The organism is Microvirga sesbaniae (genome assembly GCF_025460805.1).
GTDB classification, from domain to species: Bacteria; Pseudomonadota; Alphaproteobacteria; order Rhizobiales; family Beijerinckiaceae; genus Microvirga; species Microvirga sesbaniae.
The window spans coordinates 115,711-141,338 of sequence record NZ_JAMXFJ010000007.1 but is presented as its reverse complement, the minus strand read 5'-3'; the positions used below and the strand labels follow the sequence as shown (position 1 = coordinate 141,338).

Annotated in this window: 20 protein-coding genes and 1 tRNA gene; 12 read left to right on the top strand and 9 right to left on the bottom strand. The window is 65.1% G+C overall.

All coding sequences use genetic code 11. From position 1 onward, the window contains the following. Positions 1-967: 967 nt before the first annotated feature. From gyrA to OCW50_RS12680, 8 genes are all read left to right on the top strand, one after another. Positions 968-3,649 carry a DNA gyrase subunit A gene (gyrA, locus tag OCW50_RS12715; RefSeq protein WP_262297841.1) on the top strand — a complete coding sequence of 894 codons (2,682 nt, stop codon included), beginning with the start codon at positions 968-970 and terminating at the stop codon, positions 3,647-3,649. A gap of 509 nt (positions 3,650-4,158) precedes the next feature. Next, positions 4,159-4,659, top strand: a complete 501-nt coding sequence (gene coaD / locus OCW50_RS12710; RefSeq protein ID WP_262297776.1) for a pantetheine-phosphate adenylyltransferase — start codon at positions 4,159-4,161, stop codon at positions 4,657-4,659. A gap of 33 nt (positions 4,660-4,692) precedes the next feature. Then, positions 4,693-5,241, top strand: coding sequence for a peptidylprolyl isomerase (locus OCW50_RS12705; protein WP_262297775.1), 549 nt, complete (start codon positions 4,693-4,695; stop codon positions 5,239-5,241). Beyond that, complete coding sequence (locus tag OCW50_RS12700) at positions 5,238-5,750, top strand: UCP034077 family protein (RefSeq protein WP_262297774.1); 513 nt, start codon at positions 5,238-5,240, stop codon at positions 5,748-5,750. The genes OCW50_RS12705 and OCW50_RS12700 overlap by 4 nt, the downstream gene beginning before the upstream one ends. Before the next feature lie 49 nt (positions 5,751-5,799). Further along, positions 5,800-6,267, top strand: a complete 468-nt coding sequence (locus tag OCW50_RS12695) for a peptidylprolyl isomerase (protein ID WP_262297773.1) — start codon at positions 5,800-5,802, stop codon at positions 6,265-6,267. Between the two features lie 131 nt (positions 6,268-6,398). Then, a complete protein-coding gene (gene queA / locus OCW50_RS12690; protein WP_262297772.1) occupies positions 6,399-7,475 on the top strand; it encodes a tRNA preQ1(34) S-adenosylmethionine ribosyltransferase-isomerase QueA in 1,077 nt (358 codons plus the stop codon). Between the two features lie 119 nt (positions 7,476-7,594). Further along, entirely contained in the window at positions 7,595-8,776 is a 1,182-nt protein-coding gene (gene tgt, locus OCW50_RS12685) for a tRNA guanosine(34) transglycosylase Tgt (RefSeq protein ID WP_262297771.1), read from the top strand. A 142-nt stretch (positions 8,777-8,918) separates the two neighbouring features. Beyond that, a tRNA-Lys gene (locus OCW50_RS12680) sits at positions 8,919-8,994 on the top strand. Between the two features lie 280 nt (positions 8,995-9,274). Here OCW50_RS12680 and OCW50_RS12675 read toward each other — a convergent pair. The 5 genes from OCW50_RS12675 to sigJ form a co-directional block, all read right to left on the bottom strand. Next, on the bottom strand, positions 9,275-10,015 hold the full coding sequence (locus tag OCW50_RS12675) for an SDR family NAD(P)-dependent oxidoreductase (protein ID WP_262297770.1): 741 nt from the start codon (positions 10,013-10,015) through the stop codon (positions 9,275-9,277). Between the two features lie 104 nt (positions 10,016-10,119). Further along, positions 10,120-11,148, bottom strand: coding sequence for an alpha/beta fold hydrolase (locus OCW50_RS12670; RefSeq protein WP_262297769.1), 1,029 nt, complete (start codon positions 11,146-11,148; stop codon positions 10,120-10,122). Between the two features lie 76 nt (positions 11,149-11,224). Then, entirely contained in the window at positions 11,225-12,178 is a 954-nt protein-coding gene (locus tag OCW50_RS12665) for a quinone oxidoreductase family protein (RefSeq protein ID WP_262297768.1), read from the bottom strand. A gap of 67 nt (positions 12,179-12,245) precedes the next feature. Further along, positions 12,246-12,812 (bottom strand): TetR/AcrR family transcriptional regulator, encoded by a 567-nt coding sequence (locus OCW50_RS12660; RefSeq protein ID WP_262297767.1) that lies wholly within the window; start codon positions 12,810-12,812, stop codon positions 12,246-12,248. Between the two features lie 389 nt (positions 12,813-13,201). Next, positions 13,202-14,134, bottom strand: coding sequence for an RNA polymerase sigma factor SigJ (sigJ, locus tag OCW50_RS12655; protein WP_262297766.1), 933 nt, complete (start codon positions 14,132-14,134; stop codon positions 13,202-13,204). A 175-nt stretch (positions 14,135-14,309) separates the two neighbouring features. On the opposite strand from sigJ, the gene OCW50_RS12650 reads away from it, so the two are divergent. Continuing rightward, positions 14,310-14,765 (top strand): carboxymuconolactone decarboxylase family protein, encoded by a 456-nt coding sequence (locus OCW50_RS12650; RefSeq protein WP_262297765.1) that lies wholly within the window; start codon positions 14,310-14,312, stop codon positions 14,763-14,765. Between the two features lie 428 nt (positions 14,766-15,193). Here OCW50_RS12650 and OCW50_RS12645 read toward each other — a convergent pair whose 3' ends face one another. Together OCW50_RS12645 and OCW50_RS12640 are read right to left on the bottom strand one after the other, a co-directional pair. Continuing rightward, positions 15,194-16,669, bottom strand: coding sequence for an FAD-dependent oxidoreductase (locus tag OCW50_RS12645; protein WP_262297764.1), 1,476 nt, complete (start codon positions 16,667-16,669; stop codon positions 15,194-15,196). A 26-nt stretch (positions 16,670-16,695) separates the two neighbouring features. Beyond that, positions 16,696-17,037 (bottom strand): cupin domain-containing protein, encoded by a 342-nt coding sequence (locus OCW50_RS12640; RefSeq protein ID WP_262297763.1) that lies wholly within the window; start codon positions 17,035-17,037, stop codon positions 16,696-16,698. A 142-nt stretch (positions 17,038-17,179) separates the two neighbouring features. Here OCW50_RS12640 and OCW50_RS12635 point away from each other — a divergent pair, with 142 nt between their 5' ends. Further along, entirely contained in the window at positions 17,180-17,857 is a 678-nt protein-coding gene (locus OCW50_RS12635; protein WP_262297762.1) for a phosphoribosyltransferase, read from the top strand. A 442-nt stretch (positions 17,858-18,299) separates the two neighbouring features. On the opposite strand, the gene OCW50_RS12630 is transcribed toward OCW50_RS12635, so the two are convergent. Further along, a complete protein-coding gene (locus OCW50_RS12630) occupies positions 18,300-20,174 on the bottom strand; it encodes a sugar-binding domain-containing protein (protein WP_262297761.1) in 1,875 nt (624 codons plus the stop codon). A 464-nt stretch (positions 20,175-20,638) separates the two neighbouring features. Between OCW50_RS12630 and OCW50_RS12625 the strand changes: the two genes are divergently transcribed. Together OCW50_RS12625 and OCW50_RS12620 are read left to right on the top strand one after the other, a co-directional pair. Continuing rightward, entirely contained in the window at positions 20,639-21,952 is a 1,314-nt protein-coding gene (locus tag OCW50_RS12625; protein WP_262297760.1) for a family 1 glycosylhydrolase, read from the top strand. A gap of 17 nt (positions 21,953-21,969) precedes the next feature. After that, positions 21,970-23,193 carry a glycoside hydrolase family protein gene (locus tag OCW50_RS12620; protein WP_262297759.1) on the top strand — a complete coding sequence of 408 codons (1,224 nt, stop codon included), beginning with the start codon at positions 21,970-21,972 and terminating at the stop codon, positions 23,191-23,193. 94 nt (positions 23,194-23,287) lie between these two features. On the opposite strand, the gene OCW50_RS12615 is transcribed toward OCW50_RS12620, so the two are convergent. Beyond that, positions 23,288-23,563: an Rv2175c family DNA-binding protein gene (locus OCW50_RS12615; RefSeq protein WP_262297758.1), complete on the bottom strand. Its 276-nt coding sequence runs from the start codon at positions 23,561-23,563 to the stop codon at positions 23,288-23,290. Positions 23,564-25,628: the final 2,065 nt, after the last annotated feature.

Here is a 25,628-nt window from a genome sequence, read left to right as displayed (position 1 = left end):
GCGGCCGTTCCGGCCTACCGCGATGAGGAGCCCGGGTGGTCCGCTGCACGGGCGAATTCGGCCCTTCCGGCGGATCCGGGTTTGGAAGAGGCAAACACGACGGGGGTGCCCGAGGCACCCGCGTTCTGCCTGACAGGATGTGCGGATGCGCAGCTGTCTTGAAGCGCCCCGAGCCCGGGGCGCCGACGCGCGTCGAACTCGGGGCTAATGGCCCGCGATGAGGTTGCCTGCCCGATGCAGGCCGCGACGATGCGTGAAGAAGTTCGACATGACGGGTTGAGGCTCCTACACCCGGCCGGCTTTGTCAAATGACGGCGACGCTGCGCGATGCTCGTCGCAATCGCCGGTCCCGCTGGGGCATCGCCATGGCCGGCCCTCGTCCATCATTCCACCCGTCCGTCATGGCCGGCCTTGTGCCGGCCATCCCGATCGGACAAGCGCCCCGCCCGACAGAAGCGGGATCACCGGAACAAGCCCGGTGATGACGTGGCGGGTTGGTAGAAGCCGGTGCTGCTCTCTCCCCATGTCATGGCCGGCCCTGTGCCTCCACCGGTACGGTTGGTCGAAACGACGCGGAATCAGTCACTTAGACCTGGCGGTTGATCCGGAATCTCACCGTCCGGGCAGGGCCGTGAAAGGCCCGCAGGCAGCCGGTCGCCCGAGGCTACGCCCGATCCAGCAATAAGTTGCTGAAACGTAAACGGATTTCGCCCTTCGCCTAAACTCTGGAAAACCCGTCAAAAAGCTTGAAAATTGTGGCGTTCTCCCCCATCTAAGAGGCTGATTTCAATTGGATTCGCGGGCCTGCCGAACGGCTTGACGAAGCGGCGCTGATAAGCCGCTCTCGCGAAAGGGCAGACCGTTTTAAGAAAGACCAACCTTGACCGATCCGAACGATATCCGCTCCGGCGGCCCCGCGGGGGACCAGCCGGCGAGCGACATCAAGCTGATTTCCATCGTCGACGAAATGAAGCGCTCCTATCTCGATTACGCCATGAGCGTGATCGTGAGCCGCGCTCTGCCCGACGCGCGCGACGGCCTCAAGCCCGTGCACCGGCGCATCCTCTACTCGATGCACGAGAACGGCTATACGCCGGACAAGAAATACGTGAAATCCGCCCGCATCGTCGGCGACGTGATGGGTCAGTACCATCCGCACGGCGACAGCGCGATCTACGACGCCTTGGTGCGCATGGCCCAGGATTTCTCCCTGCGCCTCATGCTCGTAGACGGGCAGGGCAATTTCGGCTCCGTGGACGGCGATCCGCCGGCCGCCATGCGCTACACCGAGTCCCGCCTCGCCAAGCCGGCGATGCCGCTCCTCGACGACATCGACAAGGACACGGTCGACTTCACGCCCAACTACGACGAGTCGAAGGATGAGCCGTCGGTCCTGCCGGCGCGCTTCCCGAACCTGCTCGTCAACGGCGCCGGCGGCATCGCGGTCGGCATGGCGACGAACATGCCGCCGCACAACCTGGGCGAGGTCATCAACGGCTGCCTGGCCTTCATCGACAATGACGGCATCTCCACCGAGGAGCTGATCGAGCTCATCCCGGGTCCCGACTTCCCGACCGGCGCGCTGATCCTGGGCCGCGCGGGCGTCAAGTCCGCCTACACGACCGGTCGCGGCTCCATCGTCATGCGGGCGAAATCCGAGGTCGAGGAGGTCCGCAAGGACCGCGAGGCGCTGATCTTCACCGAGATCCCGTATCAGGTGAACAAGGCGTCCCTGATCGAGAAGATCGCCGAGCTCGTGCGCGAGAAGAAGATCGAGGGCATCGCGGACCTGCGCGACGAATCCGACCGCGACGGCATGCGCATCGTGGTCGAGATCAAGCGCGACGCCATGGCCGACGTGGTGCTCAACCAGCTCTACCGCTACACCCCGCTCCAGACGAGCTTCGGGGCCAACATGGTGGCGCTCAACGGCGGCCGCCCCGAGCTGATGAACCTGAAGGACCTGATCAAGGCCTTCGTGGACTTCCGCGAGGAGGTCGTCTCCCGGCGCACCAAGTTCCTGCTCAACAAGGCCCGCGAGCGCGCCCACGTGCTGTGCGGCCTCGCCATCGCGGTGGCCAACATCGACGAGGTCATCCGCCTCATCCGGACCGCGCCCGACCCGAACGCCGCCCGCGAGGCCCTCATGGGCCGCGACTGGCCGGCCCATGACATCGCGCCCCTGATCGCGCTCGTGGACGATCCGCGCCACACGATCAACGAGGACGGCACCTACCGGCTGTCCGAGACGCAGGCCCGCGCCATCCTCGACCTGCGCCTGCAGCGCCTGACGGCCCTCGGCCGGGACGAGATCGGCGACGAGCTCGCCAAGCTCGCCGCGGAGATCTCCAACTATCTCGAGATCCTTCGGTCGCGCGCCCGCATCATGGGCATCATCAAGGACGAGCTGATCGAGGTCCGGGACGCCTTCGCGACCCCGCGCCGGACCCAGATCGTCGACTGGGATTCCGACGTCGACGACGAGGACCTGATCGCCCGCGAGGACATGGTCGTCACCGTGTCCCACGCCGGCTACATCAAGCGCGTGCCGCTCTCGACCTACCGGGCGCAGCGCCGCGGCGGCAAGGGCCGTTCGGCCATGACGACCCGGGACGAGGATTTCGTCACCCGCCTGTTCGTGGCCAACACCCACACGCCGGTGATCTTCTTCTCCTCCGAGGGCCAGGCCTACAAGGAGAAGGTCTGGCGCCTACCGCTGGCCGCTCCCAACGCCAAGGGCAAGGCCCTGGTGAACATGCTGCCGATCAAGCAGGGCGAGCGCATCACCACCATCATGCCGCTGCCCGAGGACGAGGCGTCCTGGGACAAGCTCGACGTGATGTTCGCCACCTCCCGGGGCACGGTGCGCCGCAACAAGCTGTCGGACTTCGTCCAGGTCAATCGCGGCGGCAAGATCGCCATGAAGCTCGACGAGGGCGAGCACATCGTCGACGTGCAGATCTGCTCGGAGAACGACGACGTGCTGCTCACCACGGCCAAGGGGCAGTGCATCCGCTTCCCGGTGACCGACGTGCGCGTCTTCAAGGGCCGCGACTCCATGGGCGTGCGCGGCATCAACCTGGCCGAGGGCGACGACATCATCTCGATGGCGATCCTGCGCCACGTGGAGGCGACCGGCGAGGAGCGCGCGGCCTATCTCAAGATGCGCCGCGCCGTGACCGGCGAGCAGATGGGCGCGGATGCCGACGCGTCGGACGATGCGGAGGAAACGGAAGGCGCGAACTTCTCGCTCTCCCAGGAGCGCTACGCGGAGATGAGCGCGCAGGAGCAGTGCATCCTGACGCTCTCCGAGAAGGGCTACGGCAAGCGCACCGTGTCCTACGAATATCGCATCACGGGGCGCGGCGGCAAAGGCATCACCGCCATGGCGGTCAACAGCCGTAACGGCAAGCTTGTGGCTTCGTTCCCGGTCGAGGGGTCCGACCAGATCATGCTCGTGACCGATGGCGGCCAGCTGATCCGCGTTCCGGTCGAGGGCATCCGCGTCGTCGGCCGCAACTCGCAGGGCGTCACCGTCTTCTCGACCAAGGACAAGGAGAAGGTGGTCTCGGTGGAGCACATCGAGGGCGAGGACGAGGACGGCGAGGACGACGTTTCGGCCGAGGGCGGCGAGACTTCGGAGGGGTAAGAACCTGCGCCTGGCCTTGCGCATCGTGCGGCCCTGCGGGTCCGCGCCGAACGATGCGCTCTCCAAAGAAGCAGGAGCATCGGAATCGATCCCAAAAGTGGGTCCACTTTTCCCGTCCGATGCTCGAGAGAATTGGAAAACCCGCCGGCTCAGGTCGGCGGGTTTTTCGTCGGTGCGAAGGCGGTCGGACCCGCCCGCCGTTGCGCTCAGACAAGGCTCGACAGCGCGGCCGGGCTCAACACGGCCACGGCGGTGATGAAGACGATGACAAGACGGACGATCATGGCTCTCTCTCCTGACCTGGAGCATCGGACCCAAAAGTGGTCCCACTTTTGGGATCGGATCCGATGCTCATCTCCTTGAGCAGCGCATCGTTCGGGGCGGAAAACCGGGTCCACTTTTCCGCACGATGCGATTAGGTAAGCGTTATCTCTCATGGCGCCGTCCGGCCCGCCGTGCGCCAGCGCACGGCTTGCCGGGCGGCCCTAATCCGGCTACGCCTTGGCTCCATGACCCGCACCGCGCTCTATACCGGCAGCTTCGACCCCGTCACCAACGGGCACCTGGACGTCCTGCGCCAGGCCTGCAGCGTGGCCGACCGGATCGTGGTCGCCATCGGGGTCCATTCCTCGAAGGCCCCGGTGTTCTCCGCTCAGGAGAGGGCCGAGATGCTGCGCGAGGTCTGCGGGCCGGTTCTGCAGGAGCTGGGGGTCGCGCTCGAGGTCGTGACCTTCAACGATCTCGCCGTCGAGGCGGCCCGCCGCCACGGCGCGAGCCTGATCGTGCGCGGGCTCCGCGACGGCACGGATTTCGACTACGAGATCCAGATGGCCTCCATGAATGCCGCCATGGCCCCCGAGATCCAGACCCTGTTCTTCCCGGCTTCGCCCCCGGTCCGCCCCATCACGGCCACGCTTGTGCGCCAGATCGCCGGAATGCGCGGCGATGTCTCGGCCTTCGTGCCGGGGCTTGTCGCCGAGCGCCTGAAAGCCAAATTCAGGCAGCCATAAGCTGCATCATCCTCGATAAGGAGATTTCCCACCATGAAGCGTTTGCTCGCCGCCGGAGCGTTCGTGCTCGCCGGCCTCGCTCCGGCCCTCGCCCAGCAGGCCAACGACCCGCAGAACACGGTTTTCCTCGACACCAAGGACGGACGCATCACCATCCGCCTGCGCCCGGATCTCGCCCCGAAGCATGTCGAGCAGATCAAGGCCCTGACGAAGCAGGGCTTTTACAATGGTGTCGTGTTCCACCGGGTGATCGACGGCTTCATGGCCCAGACGGGCGATCCGACCGGCACCGGCACCGGCAAGTCCAGCCTGCCCAACATCCCGGCCGAGTTCACCAAGACCCCGTACAAGCGCGGCTCGGTCGGCATGGCCCGGTCGCAGAGCCCGGATTCGGCCAATAGCCAGTTCTTCATCTGCTACGAGGGCTGCGGGCCGCTGACCGGCCAGTACACGCTGTTCGGCGAGGTCGTGTCCGGCATGGACGTGGCCGACAAGATCAAGAAGGGGGATGCCGCCGCCAACGGGATGGTGTCGAACCCCGACAAGATCGTGAAGATGCAGCTCGCCGCCGACGCGAAATGATGCGCCCCCATCCGGGATCCGGAGCGCGGCTGGTCCTTGCCGCGCTCCTGTTCGGGGGCCCGGCGGCTCCGCCGCTTGCCGCTCAGGTGCTCTCCCCGGCTCTCGACCCCTATGCGTGGGAAGAACCCTACCAGCCGCCGCCTCCGCTTCCAGAGGGCCTCAGGGGCACGGTCCGCCCGAACCCCGACGCCCCGAAGGTCGAGCGCATCGACCGGATCGCCCAGGTCTTCCAGGCCATTCAGGCCTGCTGGCGCCCGGCCTCCGGCAGCGGTTACTCCGGCCAGGAAATCACCCTGCGCCTGAGCTTCAAGCGCAGCGGCGAGGTGCTGGGCCAGCCGCGGATCACCTATTACAAGGCGGGAACCCAGGACGATCGGCGGGAGCCCTTCACCCGGGCCGTCCGCGAAGCCTTCGAGCGCTGCACACCGCTTCCCTTTACGGAAAGCTTTGGACGTGCCATTGCCGGGCGCGTCTTCTCCTTCCGTTTCGTCGACGCCCGGCCTATGTGAGCGGGCAGGCGACTCAACTCAGCCGATACAGCCAGCACAGGAGATCCCGATGGCAGATCCGGAAAACACCATCATCATGGAGACCACCAAGGGCCGCGTGGTCATCGAGTTGCGTCCCGACTTGGCTCCCGGTCACGTGGAGCGCATCAAGACCCTGGCCCGCCAGGGCTTTTACGACAACGTGCCGTTCCACCGGGTGATCGACGGCTTCATGGCGCAGACCGGCGATCCGACCGGGACCGGCACCGGCGGTTCGGACCTGCCGGACCTGAAGGCCGAGTTCAACGCGGAGCCGCACGTGCGCGGCACCTGCTCCATGGCCCGGACCAACTTTCCCCATTCGGCGAATTCGCAGTTCTTCATCTGCTTCGACGATGCCCGCTTCCTGGACAAGCAGTACACCGTCTGGGGCAAGGTGACGGAGGGCATGGAGAACGTGGACAAGATCAAGCGCGGCGAGCCCGTGCGCGATCCCGATCGCATCGTGTCCATAAAGGTCGCGGCGGACGCGGCCTGAGGCGTTATCGTTCGTCATGGCCGGGCTTGTCCCGGCCATCTCGATTGGAAAGGTGCCTTACGTGGCGGGATCGCCGGGACAGGCCCGACGACGGCCGCGGAGCGTACCGGCCGCCCTGGCAATTTGGATCCATGCGCGTCGACCTGTTCGATTTCGATCTTCCCGAAGACAGCATTGCGCTCCGCCCCGTGGAGCCGCGGGATGCCGCCCGCATGCTCGTGGTCCCGCCCGATGCCGGCTTCCAGGACAGAATCGTCCGCGATCTGCCGGATCTGCTTCAGCCGGGCGACGTGCTCGTGCTCAACAACACCAAGGTCATTCCGTCTCGGCTTTACGGCCTGCGTGTCCGCGAGGAGACGGCCGCGCGGGTCGAGATCATGCTGCACAAGCGCGAGAGCGCCGACCGCTGGCGCGCTTTCGCCCGTCCGGCCAAGAAGCTCAATGTCGGCGACCGGATCCGCTTCGGGGACGAGTCCGAGAGCTCGGCCTGCGAACTCGTGCGCCTCGACGCGGAGGTCGTGGAGAAGGGGGAGGGCGGCGACGTCGGCTTGCGCTTCTCCTTCGCCGGCGCCTTCCTGGACGAGGCCATCGCCCGGCTCGGGGAGCTGCCGCTGCCGCCCTACATCGCCGGCAAACGACCGACCGACGACAAGGACCTGTCGGATTACCAGACCGTGTATGCCAGGGACGAGGGGGCGGTGGCAGCCCCGACGGCCGGCCTTCACTTCACGGAGGACCTCTTCCGTCGCCTCGACGAACGCGGCATCGCGCGCCATTTCGTGACGCTCCACGTCGGGGCGGGCACCTTCCTGCCGGTGAAGGCCGACGACACCGACGAGCATCGCATGCACGCCGAGTGGGGATCCGTCTCGGCGGAGACCGCCCGGGCCCTCGACGAGGCGCGGGCCCGGGGAGGGCGGATCGTGGCGGTCGGCACGACCTCCCTCCGGCTGCTGGAGAGCGCCGCCCGGGGCGATGGGACGATCGCCCCCTTCTCCGGCGACACCGCGATTTTCATCACGCCTGGCTATCGCTTCAAGGCGGTGGACGTGCTGATGACCAATTTCCACCTCCCGCGCTCGACGCTCTTCATGCTGGTTTCCGCCTTTGCAGGGCTGGAATGCATGAAGGCGGCCTATGCCCATGCCATCGAGACGGGCTATCGCTTCTACTCCTATGGCGATGCAAGCCTCCTGTATCGCCGCTGAGCCGCCTGCCGCCCCTGGCCGTCAGACGGTCGGGCAGGGGATCCATCGACGACGCGTGGCGGTTGAGAATAGCCTCCCCTTCGCGGCGCTTCGACCGGGAACGACCTGAGAGTTTGTGAATGACCACCGAGACTTTCACCTTTACCGTCAACAAGACCGACGGCGCGGCACGCAATGGCGAGATCCGGATGCCACGGGGCGTCATCCGCACGCCCGCCTTCATGCCGGTCGGAACGGCCGCCACCGTCAAGGCTATGTATCCCGACCAGGTGAAGGCGCTCGGTGCCGACGTGGTGCTCGGCAACACCTATCACCTGATGCTCCGCCCCGGGGCGGAGCGCGTCGCCCGGCTCGGCGGGCTGCATCAGTTCATGAACTGGCCCTATCCGATCCTGACCGATTCCGGCGGATTTCAGGTCATGTCCCTGTCGGCGCTGCGCAAGATCGACGAGACCGGGGTGACCTTCCAGTCCCATATCGACGGGTCGACCCATGTGCTGACGCCGGAGCGCTCGATCGAGATCCAGGGCCTGCTCGGCTCCGACATCCAGATGCAGCTCGACGAATGCGTGAAGCTGCCCTGTTCCGACGAGGTGGCCGAAAAGGCCATGCGCCTGTCCCTGCGCTGGGCCGAGCGCTGCCGGGTGGCCTTCGGCGAACAGCCCGGCAAGGCGATGTTCGGCATTGTCCAGGGCGGGGCGGTGGAGCGGCTGCGCATCGAAAGCGCCAGGGAACTCGCGGCCCTCGGCCTCAAAGGCTACGCCATCGGCGGCTTGGCCGTGGGCGAGCCGCAGGACGTGATGCTGCGCATGATCGAGACGGTCGAGCCGCACATGCCCCGGGAAAAACCCCGCTATCTCATGGGAGTCGGCACCCCGGACGACATCGTCGAGGCGGTGCGCCGGGGGGTCGACATGTTCGACTGCGTCATGCCCACCCGGGCCGGGCGCCACGGCCAGGTTTTCACCCGCCACGGCCGCATGAACCTGCGCAACGCCCGCTTCTCCGAGGACGTGAGCCCGCTCGATCCGGAATCGAAATGCACCGCGTCCAACACCTATAGCCGAGCCTATCTCCACCATCTCGTCCGATCGAACGAGATCCTGGGCATGATGCTCCTGACCTGGAACAACCTGGCCTATTACCAGGAGCTCATGGCCGGCTTGCGCAAGGCGATCGCCGAGGGCAGGCTCGACGACTACATCGGTGAGGTCAAGGAGGGATGGGCCAAGGGCGAGCGGGACAGCAAGGCTGAAGTCGGCCAGCACGCCGACAACGTCGCCATGGGTTCGGAAGGTTGATCGACCGGGTCAGGCCGGTTCCTGCCTGAGGCGACTGGCTGAAACACCCCTCGCAGGCGACAGCGCCCGAGGTTTCGCCCTCCCGGCAAGGCTTTTCCATTGACCGGAAGCGCGATAGCCCCTATCTCGGGCTCACCTCTGGGAGCGCGTAGCTCAGCCGGTAGAGCATCTGACTTTTAATCAGAGGGTCCTGGGTTCGAGTCCCAGCGCGCTCACCACCTTAAACCCTTTGCCGGCAAGGGTTTTACGACTTTTCTGTGTCTGAAGTTCCACGCTCTAATTTCCTCCGGGTAACACCACGGGTAACAGCAGACGAACTCCGAGCGATCTGCGCCAGCCCTGCCTCACTTCGCGCTGGACACCAAAATGTCCGCAAATGCGCGACGAGCGGACATTCATAAGGCCACGGTTAAAGGCCGTTCGTGACCCGAAGCCGACTCACGTAGCTTTCGCTTCGCGACTGCCCGCGAAGCGCACCTTCCGTATTGTCCGTCGTCGCTACAGAACGAAACCGCCGTCGATCGTGAGGCTCGCCCCGGTCATGTAGCCGGACTCGCTACGGGCGAGGTAGGACACGGCGCCAGCGATCTCCGCCGGGTCGGCGACGCGCTTCAGCGGGCTCATACTGGAGAGCATCTGAATCGAACCGGCGTTGATGTCCGTATTCGTCGGGCCGGGCTGGATGTTGTTGACTGTGATCCTTCGCGGCGCAAGGTCGAGGGCCAGGCCTTTCACCATCGCCGCGACAGCCGCCTTCGTGAACTGATACACACTCGATCCTGGAAAGCCCGTCCGGATCGCCACATTGCTGCCGATCGTGATGACGCGGCCGCCATCAGCCATGTGCGGCACGGTTGCCTGGATCGACAGAAAGACTCCACGTACATTGATGGCAATCATCTGATCGAGCTCTTCGAGCGACACCGCGTCGAGAGTCGCCATTTTGAAGATTCCGGCATTCACCACAACGGCGCTGATGGTGCCAAAGCGCTCGGTCGCTTGGCTGACAGCGGAACGGATTGCAGCGGGATCGGCACTGTCGGCCCGGATCGCAAAGGCCTCGCCGCCTTGGCTCCGGATGGCCGTCACAACATCCTCGGCCTTGTCCGCGTGGGCGACGTAGGTGAGAGCGACCCTGAAGCCGTCCTCGGCAAGCCGCTTGGCCGCGGCGGCGCCGATGCCGCGCGAGCCGCCGAAGATGAGGGCGGCAGGACGCTGTTCTGTGGTGTCGTTTGACATGGTCATAGATCTCCTGTTCACCGGGCTGACACCGGCGTTGGTTCCGAAGGTGGATGGGGGTTCGCGTGGCTGCCGCCAGTGAGACTGAGGCAGCCTGCGGCTGGTCAGGTGTGGGCTATGTCGAGGACAGCCCGGGCAAAGGCCTGCGGCGCCTCCTGTGGCAGGTTGTGCCCGATCCCGCCTGTGATCAGCCGGTGCTCATAGCGGCTCGTAAACTTCTTGGCGTAGGCAGCGGGCTCGGGATGGGGCGCGCCATTGACATCGCCCTCCATCGTGATCGTCGGCACGCCTATGGTGGGGAAGCTGGCAAGCTTCTCCTCGATCGGGTCGTAGCGGGCCTCGCCCGGAACGAGGCCAAGCCGCCAGCGATAGTTGTGAACAGAGATGGCGACGTGATCGGGATTGTCGAAGGCCGCTGCCGATCGGGCAAAGGTAGCCTCGTCGAAGCGCCATTGCGGGGAGGCGAGCTCCCAGATGAGGCGCGCGAACTCCGTCGTGTACTTGGCGTAACCCTCCCGACCGCGCTCCGTGGCAAAGTAGTACTGATACCACCATTGCAACTCGGCCTTAGGCGGCAGTGGCATCCGGTTCGCCTCCTGGCTGCCGATGAGATAGCCGCTGACCGAGACCAGTCCCTGGCAGCGCTCCGGCCAGAGCGCCGCGAGGATGCAGGCTGTGCGAGCGCCCCAGTCGTAGCCGGCGATCACGGCCTTTTCGATCTTGAGCGCTTCCATGAAGGCGAGAGTGTCGACGGCAAGCGCGGCCTGCTGGCCGTTGCGCATGGTGTCGGCGGACAGGAAACGGGTCGCGCCGTGGCCGCGCAAATATGGCACGAGCACGCGGTACCCGGCAGCAGTGAGGAGTGGCACAACCTCAGTGTAGCTGTGGATGTCGTAGGGCCAGCCATGCAGCAGCACGACAGGCCGCCCGTCCGCAGGCCCGGCCTCAACATAGCCGACGCTGAGGACGTCGGTCTCGATCTGCTTCAGCGGACCAAACCCGGTTCCGGGCGAGGCAGCAGGGACTGATTGACCTTGGGCCTCGTCTGTCGAGACCAGCGGCGCGAGGGCGACAGCAGCCGCTGCACTGGTCAGGAGGGATCGGCGCGTCAGGTTGGTAGGATGGTAGAGCATGGGACGTCTCCGGGTGATGGAATCCACGAGAGGCCAGCGCTGTCGTCTCTCGCCGCCTCCTCGTCGGGAAAGCGTACTAGGGAATGAGCAGCAGCTTGCCTGACGTCGCCCGGCTCTCCAGGGCGGCGTGGGCCTTTGCGGCATCGGCAAGCGGGTATGTTCCGCCGATGTGTGCCCTCACTGCACCGCTCGCGACCCAGTCGAAGAGGCGCGCGGCGCGCTCGCGCAGGAGACGCGGCGTGGGGATGTGGTCGGAGAAGACCGCGTAGCCGATCTTGATGCTCTTCGGCAGGCTCATGATGTCGAGCGCCCCTGGCCCCCCCAGCACGGGTCCGTACCAGCAGAGAGTGCCCGAGCGGTGCAGGGATGCCAGTGATCCTGCGAAGGTAGTGGGTCCGGATCCGTCATAGACGACATGCACACCCTCGCCGCCGGTGAGGCGCAGAACCGCGTCGGCGAAGTGTCCTTTGGTGTCGACGATGACGTGATCCGCGCCGGCCTCCTCGGCGGCGGCGACCTTGTCGGCACTTGAGACGCGCCCGATGACACGGCCGCCGCGCAGGCGGATGATCTGGGTGAGTAGCAGCCCCAACCCGCCTGCGGCAGCATGGACGAGAGCGACGTCGCCTTCCTGCACTGGGTAGAAATCAGTGGCGAAGTGGCTGGCGGTCAGGCCCTGCATCATCACGGCCGCCGCGGTGCGATCGTCGATCGCGTCAGGCACACGAACGAGCGAGTCCTGAGGCATGACGACCTGCTCGGCGTAGCTGCCGGGTGCATAAACCCAAGCAACACGATCGCCCGGCGCAAAGCCGTCAACGCTTTCGCCAACCGACAGCACACGCCCAGCCCCCTCGACGCCAAGGACCTTGGGATTGGGCATTTCCTGCCAAAACATGCCGCGCCGGACGCCGATGTCCATGAAGTTGACGCCCGCCGCAGCAACCTCGACGAGCACCTCGCGCGGTCCGGGCTCCTTAGGCGGCCGCTGGAGCCATTGCAGCGTCTCAGGCCCGCCCGCCGCATTCATTACGATAGCTCTGCACATAGCATCCTCTTATTTGAATAATCGTTCCAGAATAAGGCAAAAAAAATAATCAGCGAAGCGCCCGTATGGCGAGATCCGCGAGCGTTTGCAGCCCGGCGGCGTTCGCGCCTCCCCGGCCTGCAACGCGCAGGCCGGCGAAGGTGGTGATAAGGAAGGCGGCCACATCATCGGGCCTCAGCTCTGCCGCGATGTCGCCGGCAGCCTGTGCTTCCACGATCCGATCCCGGATGGCGGCTCTGAGAACGCGACCGTGCGCCTCCTTAATCTCTTCGAGATCGGGCCGTTCATTCCCGAACTCCCAGGTCGAGCCAACGCCAAGGCATGGGCTCTTGGCATCTTGGGCGACGCGATCGACCATCGCCTTGATCCCGTCGATGGCGCGGGCTGGCCCACGCAGGGCTGCGATATGAGCTGTGGTCTGAACGGTGGAGTAATGATGCACGGCCATGCGGTAGAGCTGCCACTTGTCGCCGAACGTGTCGTAGAGGCTCTGCCGGCCGATCCCCATGGCGCGCACCAGCATCTCGGCCGAGGTCGCTTCATAGCCGTGCTTGCGGAACGTGTTGACCGCCGCTTCAAGCGCGCGGTCTTTGTCGAAGGTCTTGGGTCTCGCCATAGCACCAACATATGATTCTGGAACGATTAGTCAATAACCAATCGCTTGGTCACAAACTCTGTGATCGCTGCGCCGATGCCGCCGGTCGCATCTGGCCGTTGGCGCTCTGGAGGTCCGATCGGGCAGCCGGGCCAAGCCGGGAAAGAAAGGTATTTAGTTGATCAGATCATTCCTTGGCTCGCTGAGGCTTGCCAGTATGCCAGCCGAACGTCTTCAACTGGCACGGGGCGAACCTTAGCCGCAATTCTGCATTGAATAGGGATCTCAGACGCCCCCGTCAGTGAACGATCTGCACTGGATAACCCCAAGGAGACGTTCGACCGTGCCCGAGCAACATGTGCCGCCCATCGAACGGTTATCCGCTCTACCGCAGTCACTCAGACGGCTCATCAGGCCGGTGGTATCGACGAGTTGCGTTTTGGAAAGTCCACTTCTGCCGCCACGTGAGACAGCTTGTCCGGATTTTTGACAATGTAGATCGCGGCGATGCCGTCCTCGCGGATGTCGAGCGCAGTTGTCTGAAGCACGCCGCCTCCATCGAGGCCGACGTAGCCTGGTAGGCCGTCGATCGTGACAACACGAAGCAGCGTCGGCGGCAGGGCATCCTTGCGCCGCTGGCCGTCAAAAAGGCGCAGGGCCCGCTCGACCCCCCGGATGACATTGCGGAAGGCAAGGACCTTGCCGCCGCCATCGGTATGGATCTCGACGTTCCTTGCCAGCAGCACTGATAGCGCCGCCACGTCCCCGTCGCGCGCCGCGGCGAAGAAGGCTCGGGTGATCCGATCCGCATCCGCGGGTTCGACGTCAAAGCGAGGACGTGCGGCCTGCACGTGCTTGCGGGCGCGCGCCGCGAGCTGACGAACCGCGGCCGGCGCGCGGTCGAGGGTGATGGCCACTTCGGTCAGTGGCACGTCGAAGACGTCATGGAGAAGGAAAGCGGCCCGCTCCAGGGGCGACAGACGCTCAAGGGCCAGCATCAACGTGACCGTGATGTCGTCGACGACCGTCTCGTCCGGCGCCACGGAACCCACGAGAGGATCTGGCAGCCAGGGTCCGACGTAGGTTTCCCGCCGCGCCCGCGCGGAGCGGCGTCGGTCGAGGCACAGGCGTGTGACGATGCGGGTGAGATAGGCGGGAGGGGAATCGATGCCACCCTCCACCCCAACCCACCGCAGCCATGCGTCCTGCACGACGTCCTCCGCCTCGGTGAGCGAGCCCATCATCCGGTAGGCCAGGCGTGTCAGGCGCCTGCGCTCCGCCTCGAATTCGGTGGTCCGCCGATCGTCCATCGCCTCCATCCGCCCCGTTTCCTCGCCGACCATATCCGCTTTCCCTTCGCTCGCGCATCCCGAACCCGAGGACAAGACGATCGGGCGTGTCCGGATGTGACATCGGCCGCTGCGAGCGGAAATGCTGAGCGGCATGTCACACCCTGACCGCTTGGCCCGTCATGGCTTCGAACGTCGATCTCCGGCGTTCCGAACAGAGAGACGTGTCATGAGCGAGAACAAACGGCTGGTCTGGAACGAGGTGGCGCCGCAGGGTGCGAAGGCCCTTTTCGGCGTCCACCACTATATCACCACGGGTACTGACCTGCCCCCCGAACTGATCCACCTCGTCTTCCTGCGGGTTTCGCAGATCAACGGCTGCGCGCACTGCATCGACCTGCACACCCGTGACCTCCTGGACACGATGCCGGTCGAGAAGGTCGCCCTCGTTCCGGTCTGGGCCGAGGTGCCGCACCTGTTTCCCGACCAGTACCGCGCCGCGCTCGCGTGGGCGGAGGAAGTCACACTCGTCAGCGAGACGCACGCCTCCGACGAAGCCTATGCGGCCGCAAGCGCGGCTTTCGCGCCCAAGGATCTCGTGGACCTCACGATCACGATTGCGGCCATGAACGCGTTCAACCGGCTGGGCGCGCCCTTTCGGCTCCCGGTCAAGGCCAAGGCCTGATCCGCTTCTTCGCATCGTCACGGAACGGCCCCGGCGCCGTTCCGCTTCCACCACTTAGGATCCAACCCATGGCTGCGAGCATCGGCTGCGAGACACTGGATCAGAAATACCACCCGGAGACCGGGAATGTCGCATATTGGCACTGGGCTGACCTTAGCGATAATTCCGCATTGGTAGCGTGAGTTGACCTTCACACGGCCAAGCTGAAGGGAAGTCCGTGACCCGAATGAGACGTTCAGGCAAACCAAGTGCATCGGCTCGCTATGCAACGTGGAACCCGTTGAGTTGCCCAATGCTAAATTTAGATCGATCGTTCAGGGGCATCCTCTCTCCAGTCGACGCGGCATTCCTGTTCTCCTCCGGGGTGCCGTAAGAGCTTGGGCGGAAGGCGGACCTCGACCCAGACACATAGCGTCGCGCAGTGGGCGTCAGATCGCCCGCGGCGGCAGCGGCTCACGGGCCGGGCCGTGAATGACCGTTCCATCAGCTTCGAACATCGAGCCGTGACAGGGACAATCCCAGGTCCGGTCCGCGTTGTTCCAGGTCACGGTGCAGCCCTTATGCGTGCAGCTGGCGGACACGGCGTGGAGATCGCCACGGTCATCCCGCCAGACGGCAATCCTCTCATCGCCGCGGGTGATCACCCCGCCTTCACCCGGCGCAATCGCAGCAACGTCGGAGACGAGGGATTGTGTATCACCGCTCTGGTGGAAGTCGTCGGGTGCAGGGCGCGCCGGATCGTAGAGCTTGCCCCAGAGGCGTGAGCCGGTCGCAATCTCAGCGGCAATCAGCAGGCCGGCAGCTGTGCCGTTGCTGATGCCCCACCCGTTAAACCCAGTCGCCACATGGAAGCCTGAGGCCTTCTTCGGGTCAGGCTGGCCGACATAGGGCATGCGGTCCGCAGTGTCGTAGTCCTCGTTGCACCAGCGCCAGACCACCCCGCGGATGGGCAGGTTCGCCCGAGCCCACTGCTCCAGATCCCGGAAGCGCCGGGCGACATCGCCGTCCTGGCCGGTGTTGAAGCGAGGACCCAGCGTGATCAGCAACGGCCCGTCCTGATCCCGGGCGGCACGGATCGAGTGGGTCGGATCGTCGATGCCGATGAACATGCCATCAACGGCGGCAGGACCCTCTGGCCGGAATGCCATGGCCACATGGCTGCGGGGCTGCGTGCGGTTGGCATAGCCGACAGGGCTCTTCACGGTCATGTTGGTGGCGATGACCACCTGGGCTGCCTTGATGGTCCCCTGAGCGGTCCCGATCCGCCAGCCGTCGTCCTGGTCGAAGGACGTGGCCCGGCTCTGCTCGAAGATCCGACCGCCGCGAGCCGCGACAGCCTTGGCGAGACCCACCAAATAACTTGCGGGATTGAACTGGGCCTGGTCAGGGAAGCACAGGGCTCCTGCCATGGGGAAGGGCAGGGGTGCTCGGTCAAGAACCTCGGCATCAAAACCTAGGATCCGGGCCGCCTCGGCCTCCTGCCGGATGTCATCCGCCCGTTGTGGATCGCAGGTGTAGGTATAGGCCGCCTTGCGTTCGTAGTCGCACGCGATGCCCAATGTCTCGATCCAGGTGCGGATCTGTTCGACGGCCGCGCGATTGGCCTCGGCGTAGAGCATCGCGATGTCCTGGCCAGCGGTGTCGATCAGGTAGCGGTAGATGAGACTGTGCTGGGTCGTGATCTTGGCCGTCGAGCGGCCCGTCACCTGGCCTCCGACCCGGCGGGCCTCCAGCACCACGACCGACTTGCCGGCCTCACACAGGGACAAGGCCGCTGTCAGCCCGACGATCCCGGCGCCGACGATCACCACATCGCAGTCCTGCGAGCCGCTCAAGCTCGGGAAGCTCGCCTTCGGGGCTGTCGCAACCCAGCAGGATTCATTGCGTCCGGGGAGTGCGGCCATCAGGTCCTCCAGCGCCGGTTGCCGGGTCAGGACGGCTCGCGGCCATGCACCTGAGCCGGCGGAGCCGTGGCTTCGATAGCCGTGAAAGTCTCCAGGATGCGATAAGTGTGCTCGGCCCCGGCTGGAACGACCCAGGAGTCGCCCGGCTCCAATCGCACCGTCTGCCCCTCGATCTCCAGCTCGGCCCGTCCCGCGATCACGTAGCCGACCACTTCGTACCCATGCTTATGCAAGGGTTTGTCGTTCCTCGGCTGCTCATCGCGCCACATCCGCATCGAGACGCGTTTGCCGGACGCGAGGTAGACCTCGCCTTGAGCACCTGTGGGCGAGTGGGCGCTGCTGACCTTCTTCACGGTCGTGTCGGTCATCCGCTCCTCCTGTCTCATGTTGGGAGAAACGGGGCCGATACCTAGCGCGTTCCCCCACAGGCCGCTTGAGTGATCTTTCCGTGTCCGGCAACAGCGGCGCGGGACTGATTCGTCCGGTGGCTGCACCAAGGAGGCCTGGACCATGCAGCCGGAGGACCTGAGCTTTCGGGACAGGGCGGACGCAGGGCGCCAGCTCGCTCAGCGTCTGATGGGCTATGCGGTGCAGAACCCGGTCGTGATGGCGTTGCCGCGCGGCGGCGTGCCGGTGGCCTTCGAGGTTGCCAACGCCTTGCGGGCGCCGCTCGACCTCATCGTCGTGCGCAAGATCGGGGCGCCTGGCCAGGCCGAGTTCGGCCTCGGTGCGGTCGTGGACGGAGCCCATCCGCAGGTCGTGCTGAACGAGGAGACCCTTGGACATCCCAAGGTGCCACCCGGGTACATCGAGGAAGAAGCCCAGAGGCAGCTCAGGGAGATCGAGTGCCGGCGCATGCACTGCCTGACGGGCCGGCGGCCGGTCGACGTGAAAGGCCGCGTCGCCATCGTGGTGGATGACGGCATCGCCACGGGCGGCACCGTGCGGGCGGCGCTGAAGGGCGTGTCCCAGGCCCATCCCGCCCGGCTGATCCTGGCGGTTCCGGTTGCGCCCACGGACGCCATCGATCGGCTCCGAACAGAGGCGGACGAGGTGATCTGCCTGATGACGCCCGAGCGGTTCTACGCCGTCGGCGAATACTACGATGACTTGCGTCAGACTTCGGACCGGGAGGTGACCACGCTTCTGGACGAGGCTCAGCGTTGGAACAGGCAGGATGGCCCATGAACGTCACCGAATCTTGGTAACCTGCCATTGCTGAGCTCCAGGAAATCCGCCGCGTCGAAGGTCAGCCGGGGAGGCCGTGCCCCGGCAGGACGATGTGGCAGCGCCGCCGGTCCTCAGGGTTGCCGGTCGTGGGCGTTGAGCAGTCGGGTGAAACACTGAAGGTTGGATGCGCTGAGCTGCCGGCACACAAGTGAGATGAAATGTGGACGGCTTCCGGGCTCAATCCTATCGAGGAGATCGAAGATTTCCGCCCATTCCATGTTCCGGTGCTCGCGAGCAATCCAGGCTGTGCAATTTCTCAGACGCCGTGTGGTCGCGTCGTCCATTCACTGGTGACGCTCCGTGCGGTCTGAAGATCCCGCAGCGTTGCAGAAACCACGGCGCTGACGACAAGAGCTCTCCCGACATTCGGCATTGAGGCAGTCCTGCTGGCGAGAGATGCCTATTCCTGCCCACGCTCACGCCGCCGCCGTTCCACCTCCTGTTTGATCAGCACGTCCAGGATCTCGCTTGGCACCGCCTTCGAGGGACGGCTGTTGATGGCGCGCACGCGCTCGATGTCGAACTTCGGCTCGCGGTTCACGGTGAGGAGCCCGTTGGTCTCCTGGGCGGTGTCGGTGAGCTGGGTGTAGCAGAACCCGGCCAACGCGGTGGAGGCAAGCAGCGCGTCAACGAGCTCCTCATAGCGGACGAGCAATTCGTCGGCGCTGGAAAACTGGCCATAGCCGAACCAGTCCTCGGTCGCTTGGGGCACGAAGCCCAAGCCCCCGAACTCGCTGATCACAATCGGCTCGTTCTCGATCTTGGCACCCTCGCCCAGCAGCGGATGGTGGTGCGGGCGCACCTCGCGGAACGTGCGCGCGATGGTCTCCCGGTCAGCATACCGCTCCCGCAGCATCTCGCCGGAGGGCGCATAGTCATGCACGCCGAAGATGTCGCCCACGGCGTGCTGCCAGCCGTCATTGCCGATCACCGGACGGGACGGGTCGAGCGCCTTGGTGAGATGGTAAAGCGCCCGCACGAAGTGCCGCTGCTGGGCCGAGCGGTCAAGATCCGGCACACCCCAGCTCTCGTTCAGCGGCACCCAGGTGATGATGGCGGGATGATTGTAGTCGCGGCGGATCGCTTCCAGCCATTCGCGCGTGAGCATTTCGGCCGCACGGTCCGAGTAGACATAGGCATTGGCGGCCTCGCTCCAGACGAGCATGCCGAGCCGGTCGCACCAGCAGAGAAAGCGCGGATCCTCGATCTTCTGATGGATCCGGATGCCGTTGAAGCCGAGTTGTTGGGCCAGCTCCACCTCGCGCCTGAGCGCTTCGCCATCCGGGGCAGCCAGAAGCGAATCCGGCCAGTAGTTCTGCGCCAGGACGAGCCGCAGGAAGATGGGAATGCCATTGATGATGAAGCGCCCGTCCCTGGCCTCGATCCGGCGCAGCCCGAAGTAGCTCTCGACCCGGTCGACGACGGCGCCATTCCCATCGATGAGTTCGATGGTCGCCTCGACGAGGTTGGGATGCTCGGGAGCCCACAGCAGCGTGCGGCGCCGGCGAATCGCCGCGTCGTTGATGTCCAGCAGCAGGTCGCGGCGGACCTCCCGGCCCGTGAGGAGACAGATATCATCGACGAGGGTCCGCAACGGCCGGTCGCCTCTCAACTGCACGCGCACGCGCCAGTCATCGGGCGGCGTCTGGTCCAGCCTGATGACCAGGCCCACACCGAAGCGGTCGACATCGGGCGTCCAGCGCAGCTCGGCAATCGCCACCGTTGGGACCGGCTCCAGCCAGACTGGCTGCCAGATGCCGGTGGTCCGGTGATACCAGATGTAGCCGGGCTCCTTCTCCCAGTACTGCTTGCCGCGCGGCTGCTGCAGGTCCCGGGGCTCGTCCTCGGCGCGGACGACGATCACCTGCGTTTCGCCAGGAACGAGCAGGGGGGTGATGTCGGCCGAAAAGGGCGTCTGCCCGCCGACATGCTCAACCGCCATACGGCCGTTGACCCACACGGCGGCCTTGTAGTCGACCGCGCCGAAATGAAGGAGCAGCCGGTCTCGACGATCCGCGTCCTCGACCCGGATCTCACGACGATACCAGACCACCGGGTGAAACCCCGTGTCATGCACGCCCGACCGCTTGCTCTCGGGCGGAAACGGCACCACGATCTCGCGGTCGAAGGGCTCCGCCCGCTCAAACCAGCGCTCGGCAAGCCCCCGGTCCTCATCGTCGAAGGCGAAGCCCCAGAGGCCGCACAGGTCGATCCAGCGCTCCCGGCGCAGCTGCGGGCGTGGATGGAGGTCGGCCTGGGAGATCGTCTCAGTCATGTCTCGTCCACTTCGTGGTCATCACGTCGAACTCAGTAGCGGCCTCGGAGATAGCGAAGGCCAGCCGGTGGGGTGATCAGGGTCAGAGGCGTTTGCTCCGGCTGTGCCTGCGGAGTGGCTCCGCCACGAGATGCGCAATCTTCCTGCGGAGGCGGCACCTCATGCCCATGGACTCGCTGTTCACGATCCGGTCTGGATGACACCCTCTTTGGGCCGGCGTGGCGCTGACGGTTAAGGGGATCAGTCCGGGTCGGCATGGCCGCGCTCCCCCGGCAGAAAGCCGGATCACTCACTCGCCCCCGACCAACGCACGAGCGCAGGGGAGGTTCTCCAGCGCCGGATCGGATGCAACTTTCTTGGCTGTGAGCAGTTTCCTACCTTGGACCACATGACGGCCGAGGTTGATCCACGGCCCAACCGCTGTGCAGCAGTGGCAGCACTGACGCTCAAGGGACGGCCCCGGCATGACCCAAGCGCTTCCGCCTCGATCCCAGCTGTCGCGCCTGTCCGCGCCCGATGCGTTCTGGTGGTCGACCGGCATTGAAGACACCTTCATCACGGCACCGCACCCGGTCACCGGGCGCACCCTGGACGAGTACGAGCTGACTGGCCACTACGACCGGTGGCACGAGGACCTTGGTCTTGTGGCTGAATTGGGCGTCCCGTGCGCCCGCTATGGCGTGCCGTGGCATCGGATCCAGCCTGAGCCGAACACCTGGGACTGGACCTTCCCGGATGAGACCCTGGAGCGGCTGCTTGATCTTGGGGTCGAGCCTCAGGTTGATCTCGTCCATTATGGGCTGCCGGCCTGGATCGAGAACGCGTTCCTGCATCCTGACTACCCGAAGCTCGTCGCCGAGTATGCCGGGCGTCTCGCCGAGCGGTTTAGAGGACGGATCACCTGGTACACGCCGCTCAATGAGCCTCGCATCACCGGATGGTACTGCGGGCGCCTGGGCTGGTGGCCGCCGTTCCGGCGCAGCTGGCCCGGCTTCGTGGCGCTGATGCTGGCCATCGCGAAGGGCATGGTCGAGACGGTCAAGGCTCTGGAAAGCGTCGATCCCGAGATCGTGCCCTACTTCGTCGATGCCACCGACCTCTTCGATACGGACGATCCTGCTTTCGAGGACGAGGCCCGGCGCCGGCAGGAGGTCGTCTTTCTTGCCCTTGATCTCGTCTCGGGCCGGATCGACAAGCGCCATGCCCTGTGGCCATGGCTGCTGAAGAATGGAGCGCGGGAGGCCGATCTCGCCTGGTTTCTCGACAATGCCGTGGCGCTGCCGGTCATCGGCATGAACCTCTACCCGATGTTCACGCAGAAGAAGCTGCTGCGGGATGTCGGCGGGCGCTTTCGCATCCGCATGCCCTATGCAGGCGCCGATCTCATCATCCGGCTTGGACGCCTCTACCACGAGCGCTATCGCGTGCCGCTCATGATCTCGGAGACGGCCTCAATGGGCTCTCTGCGGCGTCGGCTCGACTGGCTCGACGCCTCCATCGCGGCGACACGGCAGCTCCGCCAGGAGGGCGTTCCGCTGGTGGGCTACACCTGGTGGCCGATGTTCTCCCTCGTCACCTGGGCCTACCGCCAGGGCCGCCGTCCCGTGACGGAGCATCTGGCTGAAATGGGCTTGTGGGACATCGTCCCGGACGAGGCGGATCCATTGCGCCGGGTGCGGACACCCGCCGTGGACATCTACCAGCAACTCGTGAGAGGCGGGATCGAGGCGGTCGGCATGCTGACGGAAGCCTCGCCCCGTGCGGCCGCACTGCGCTGAGATAAGGGGAGGGCGGGATGTTCCGAAGCTTCTTTCTCGCTGGGTTCGAAGGCTCTACTGGGTACAACCGGCACGGCCACTGGTTCGACCAGGTGGTGGCGACCGGCCACGACGGAACAGTCGATGAGGATTACCGGCAACTCGCAGACCTCGGTCTACACGCGGCACGGGAGACCATCCGCTGGCCCCTGGTGGATCTCGGAAACGGGCGCTACGACTTCTCCACAGTCGAGCCGTTTGTCGAGGCAGCACGCCGCCATCGCATCGAGATCATCTGGGACCTGTTCCACTACGGCTATCCGCAGGGGCTGGATCTCTGGGGTGATGGGTTTCCGAAGCGTTTCGCCGACTACTGTCATGCGGTCGGCCGGTACATCGCCCGGCATGGCGAGGGGACTTGCGCCTTCACCCCGGTCAATGAGCCGTCATTCATGTCCTATGCGGGGGGCGAGAAGGGCCTGTTTGCGCCGCACATGACCGGACGCGGCTGGGATCTGAAGGTCGCACTCACGCGCGCCGCGATTGGGGGTATCAATGCCCTCTGGGCGGCCTGCCCGGATGCACGCATGGTCAATGTGGATCCTTTGTGTCGTGTAGCCTGTCCCTTTGACTGTCCTGATCTGGAGGACGAGGTGCGCGACTTCAACGAACGACTCGTGTTCCAGAGCTGGGACATGCTGTGCGGACGCCTTCTGCCGGAACTGGGTGGCAGCCGCGCGCACCTGGATGTGGTGGGCATCAATTATTATTGGACCAACCAATGGGAATGGGGCGTCCCGCCCGGAGAAGATGGGGTCATCCCGCCGCTCGCCGACGACGATCCGCGCCGATGGTCCCTGAGCGCTCTCGTCCGTTCGGTGTGGGAGCGATACGGCGGTGAGGTGATGATCACCGAGACCAGCCATGTTGGTGACAGCCGTGGCCGCTGGCTGCGGGAGGTGGCGGACGAAGCGGAGATGCTTCTCCGCGACCGCGTCCCGATCCGCGGCGTGTGCCTCTACCCGATCCTCGGCATGCCGGAGTGGCATGATCCGGACATCTGGACGCCAATGGGCTTGTGGGACCCCGTCTGTCACCATGATCCCTCTGGCGAGCGCCTGATCTGCGGGCCGATGCTGGAGGCCCTGCAATCCGTGCGCCATGTCGACGACCTTCATCAAGCCGTTCTTGCCAGCCCCAGCATAGTTGGGCCAATAGGCACGCGAAGAGGGCGCGAGAGTAGGCAGATGGCGGCCGAGTAGATGAGTGGGGGAAGAACCAGCCAAGATCTTCGGCCTGGTTCAACCTGGTTGAAGGCCGCGGCTCATTCGGGATCCCAACAGAGTGGAGAACGGTTCATCCGGCCCCATGCAAGCGGGCGAGCTGGATCACTTCCGTGACGTTGCCCCGCCGCAGAGCCTCGATCGGCGCTGCGCCACCGAGAGCGGGATCCCCGCTCAGCAGCCACTCAAGGATCCGGGGCGAGCGGATCGGCATCGAGCGGAGCGCCCCCGGCAGGCCTGTCACCGTGCCGCCGATCTCGAGCTGGCACGCCGGATAGGCGGTGCCGCCCGGCAGAGGCAGGGCAATGATCGCACCCTCGGCGGCCAGCTTCTCCTGAGTTCGACCCATTCGTCGACGAGGCGGCGAATGACAGTGCCGCTCTCTTGCCGGGTCATCGATCTCTCCTCATGCCCCGCGAAAAAGCTTCGTCGCCGGGAGGCTGGGAGGGAGCGGTTCGATTGTCGTTCCATACTGGCGATTACACGATACGACTCGCCGGATTTCGCGCGCGACCAAGCCGGAACTCCAACGAAAAGAAGTCGCGCTCGTTCTTGCTGCCCTCAATCGTCAGATTAACGACTGCTGGTCGGCTGCCAACCCGTGCGCTGGAGAATGGCCCACTATCTGCCAGTATCACCTCGATTGCGCGCGCTGGCGCCTTCCGATAAGGCCCGGCACACGCCGTTGATACGCTGCTCCCCCACCATGCATTGTCTTTCCTGAGGGCCCGGCGCCGCGAACGTGGGCCCGAGCCCAGCGAGCAGTACCCCAGCAAGTGCGAATCCGTATGCCTTGATCATCGGCCTTCTCCGTTGGCGATGATTGGACTTTGGACCCCGTTGCAGACGGGGACTGTGCATTGCGTCACACTGGCGATATTCGCAACCCTGCAAAGGGGCAGGCCCCGAGGGGCGTCAACGACAATAGCCAGAGGCTAAACTGCCTGTCGGGACGGACCGTATGCGAAATTGATGATGATCCGGAAGATTGTCTAATGGCACTTCTCGGAAGGTGGCCGATGGTCTGCTCTGGCAAGGAGCAGCGGAAGTTCCGTGCGGGCATGGGATCGTCAGCGCGTGACCCAGGGCGGACTTTTCACCCAAACCGGGTGATTGGTTCAGGCGGCTTGTAGAACCTCCACCAAAGTGCGAGCGAAGGTCCCGCTTGCCTGTAGAATTGCCCGTTCAGCCCTTGGCTGTTCAAGCAGCCAAGGGCCCAGGCAAGTTTCTATGTCGACCTGTGGATCGGAAGGACGCACAGGCCGGATTATCAGGCCGACGGCAGGAGCCGATGATCAGCGCCTTCCACCATTGCCCCCGCCATGACCGCCCCCATTGTCATTTCCACCACCATTGCCATTGCCGCCTCGACCGCCCCCGGCACCCGCGTTGCCGCTGCCACCACCGGGATTGGAGGGATCGGTGCCCTTCACGTCGGTACTGGTGTTGTCGGCAGGCTCTGATCCGTTGCCGAGGCCGTTGTTGTTGCCCGGCCCCTGACCGTTTCCGTTCCCCGGTCCGTTGCCATTGCCCGGCCCGGCACCATTGGCGTTGCCGCCGGATCCTGCCGACCCGCGGCTGCCATTGCCGCTCGAGCCTCCGATGCCGCCGCTGCTGCCGGCCGGGCTGCTGCCACCAGCCGAGCTCCCGCCGATGGAAGCGCCAGCCGATGCATCTCCTGGAGCGGCTCCGGCGAGGCCTCCGGCTGCGGATCGTCCGGCTGCACTACCGGAACCCGAGTTCCCGACTGCGCCTGCCATGGCGCTGCCGGAGGAGGTCGCACTCCTGCCCGTCGCGGAACCAGCAATTGCAGGAGAACCCGCCGCGGATCGCGCTGACGTGCCGACTGCGACGGAACTCGTGCCAGAGCCGAAGAGCCGATCCAGGAACGATGTTCCGGGCGCCCCAATGGATCCGGTCGTCTCAGCTCTGGTGCCCTGGTCGACCGCACGTCGTGCCTGCGGACGGATTGCGCAGCGGCAGACTTCCTGGCCCTGGACGATGCGGAGGTGGCAGTTGCCGTACATGGATGCATTGGCAACGGCAGGCTGGCACTGTTGGCCTGACCTGGGCATCTGGGCCTGAACGGAGGCCGACGTGGCAACAAACAGGGTCATCGCGGACAAAGCGAGAGCGTGCGAACGCTTCATGGTTCACCTTACAAGAGAGTACTAATGGAGGCTGATCGCAGAAGAGCGGCTCAGGTTGCTAGATGACGCCTAACTCCGGACATGGTTCCGGCACATTCCTGGAAATTTTTTCAGACGATATGTGGATATGCCTGCGCCAATTAACGGGTATTCAATCTTTATACCTGCCCGCACCTCGGATTTAGCCTGTCTTGCGAGCGCAAACTAAAGAAAAGCCCCTGATAGTCTTCAGCTATCAGGGGCAAGCAATACTCGACGGGACGC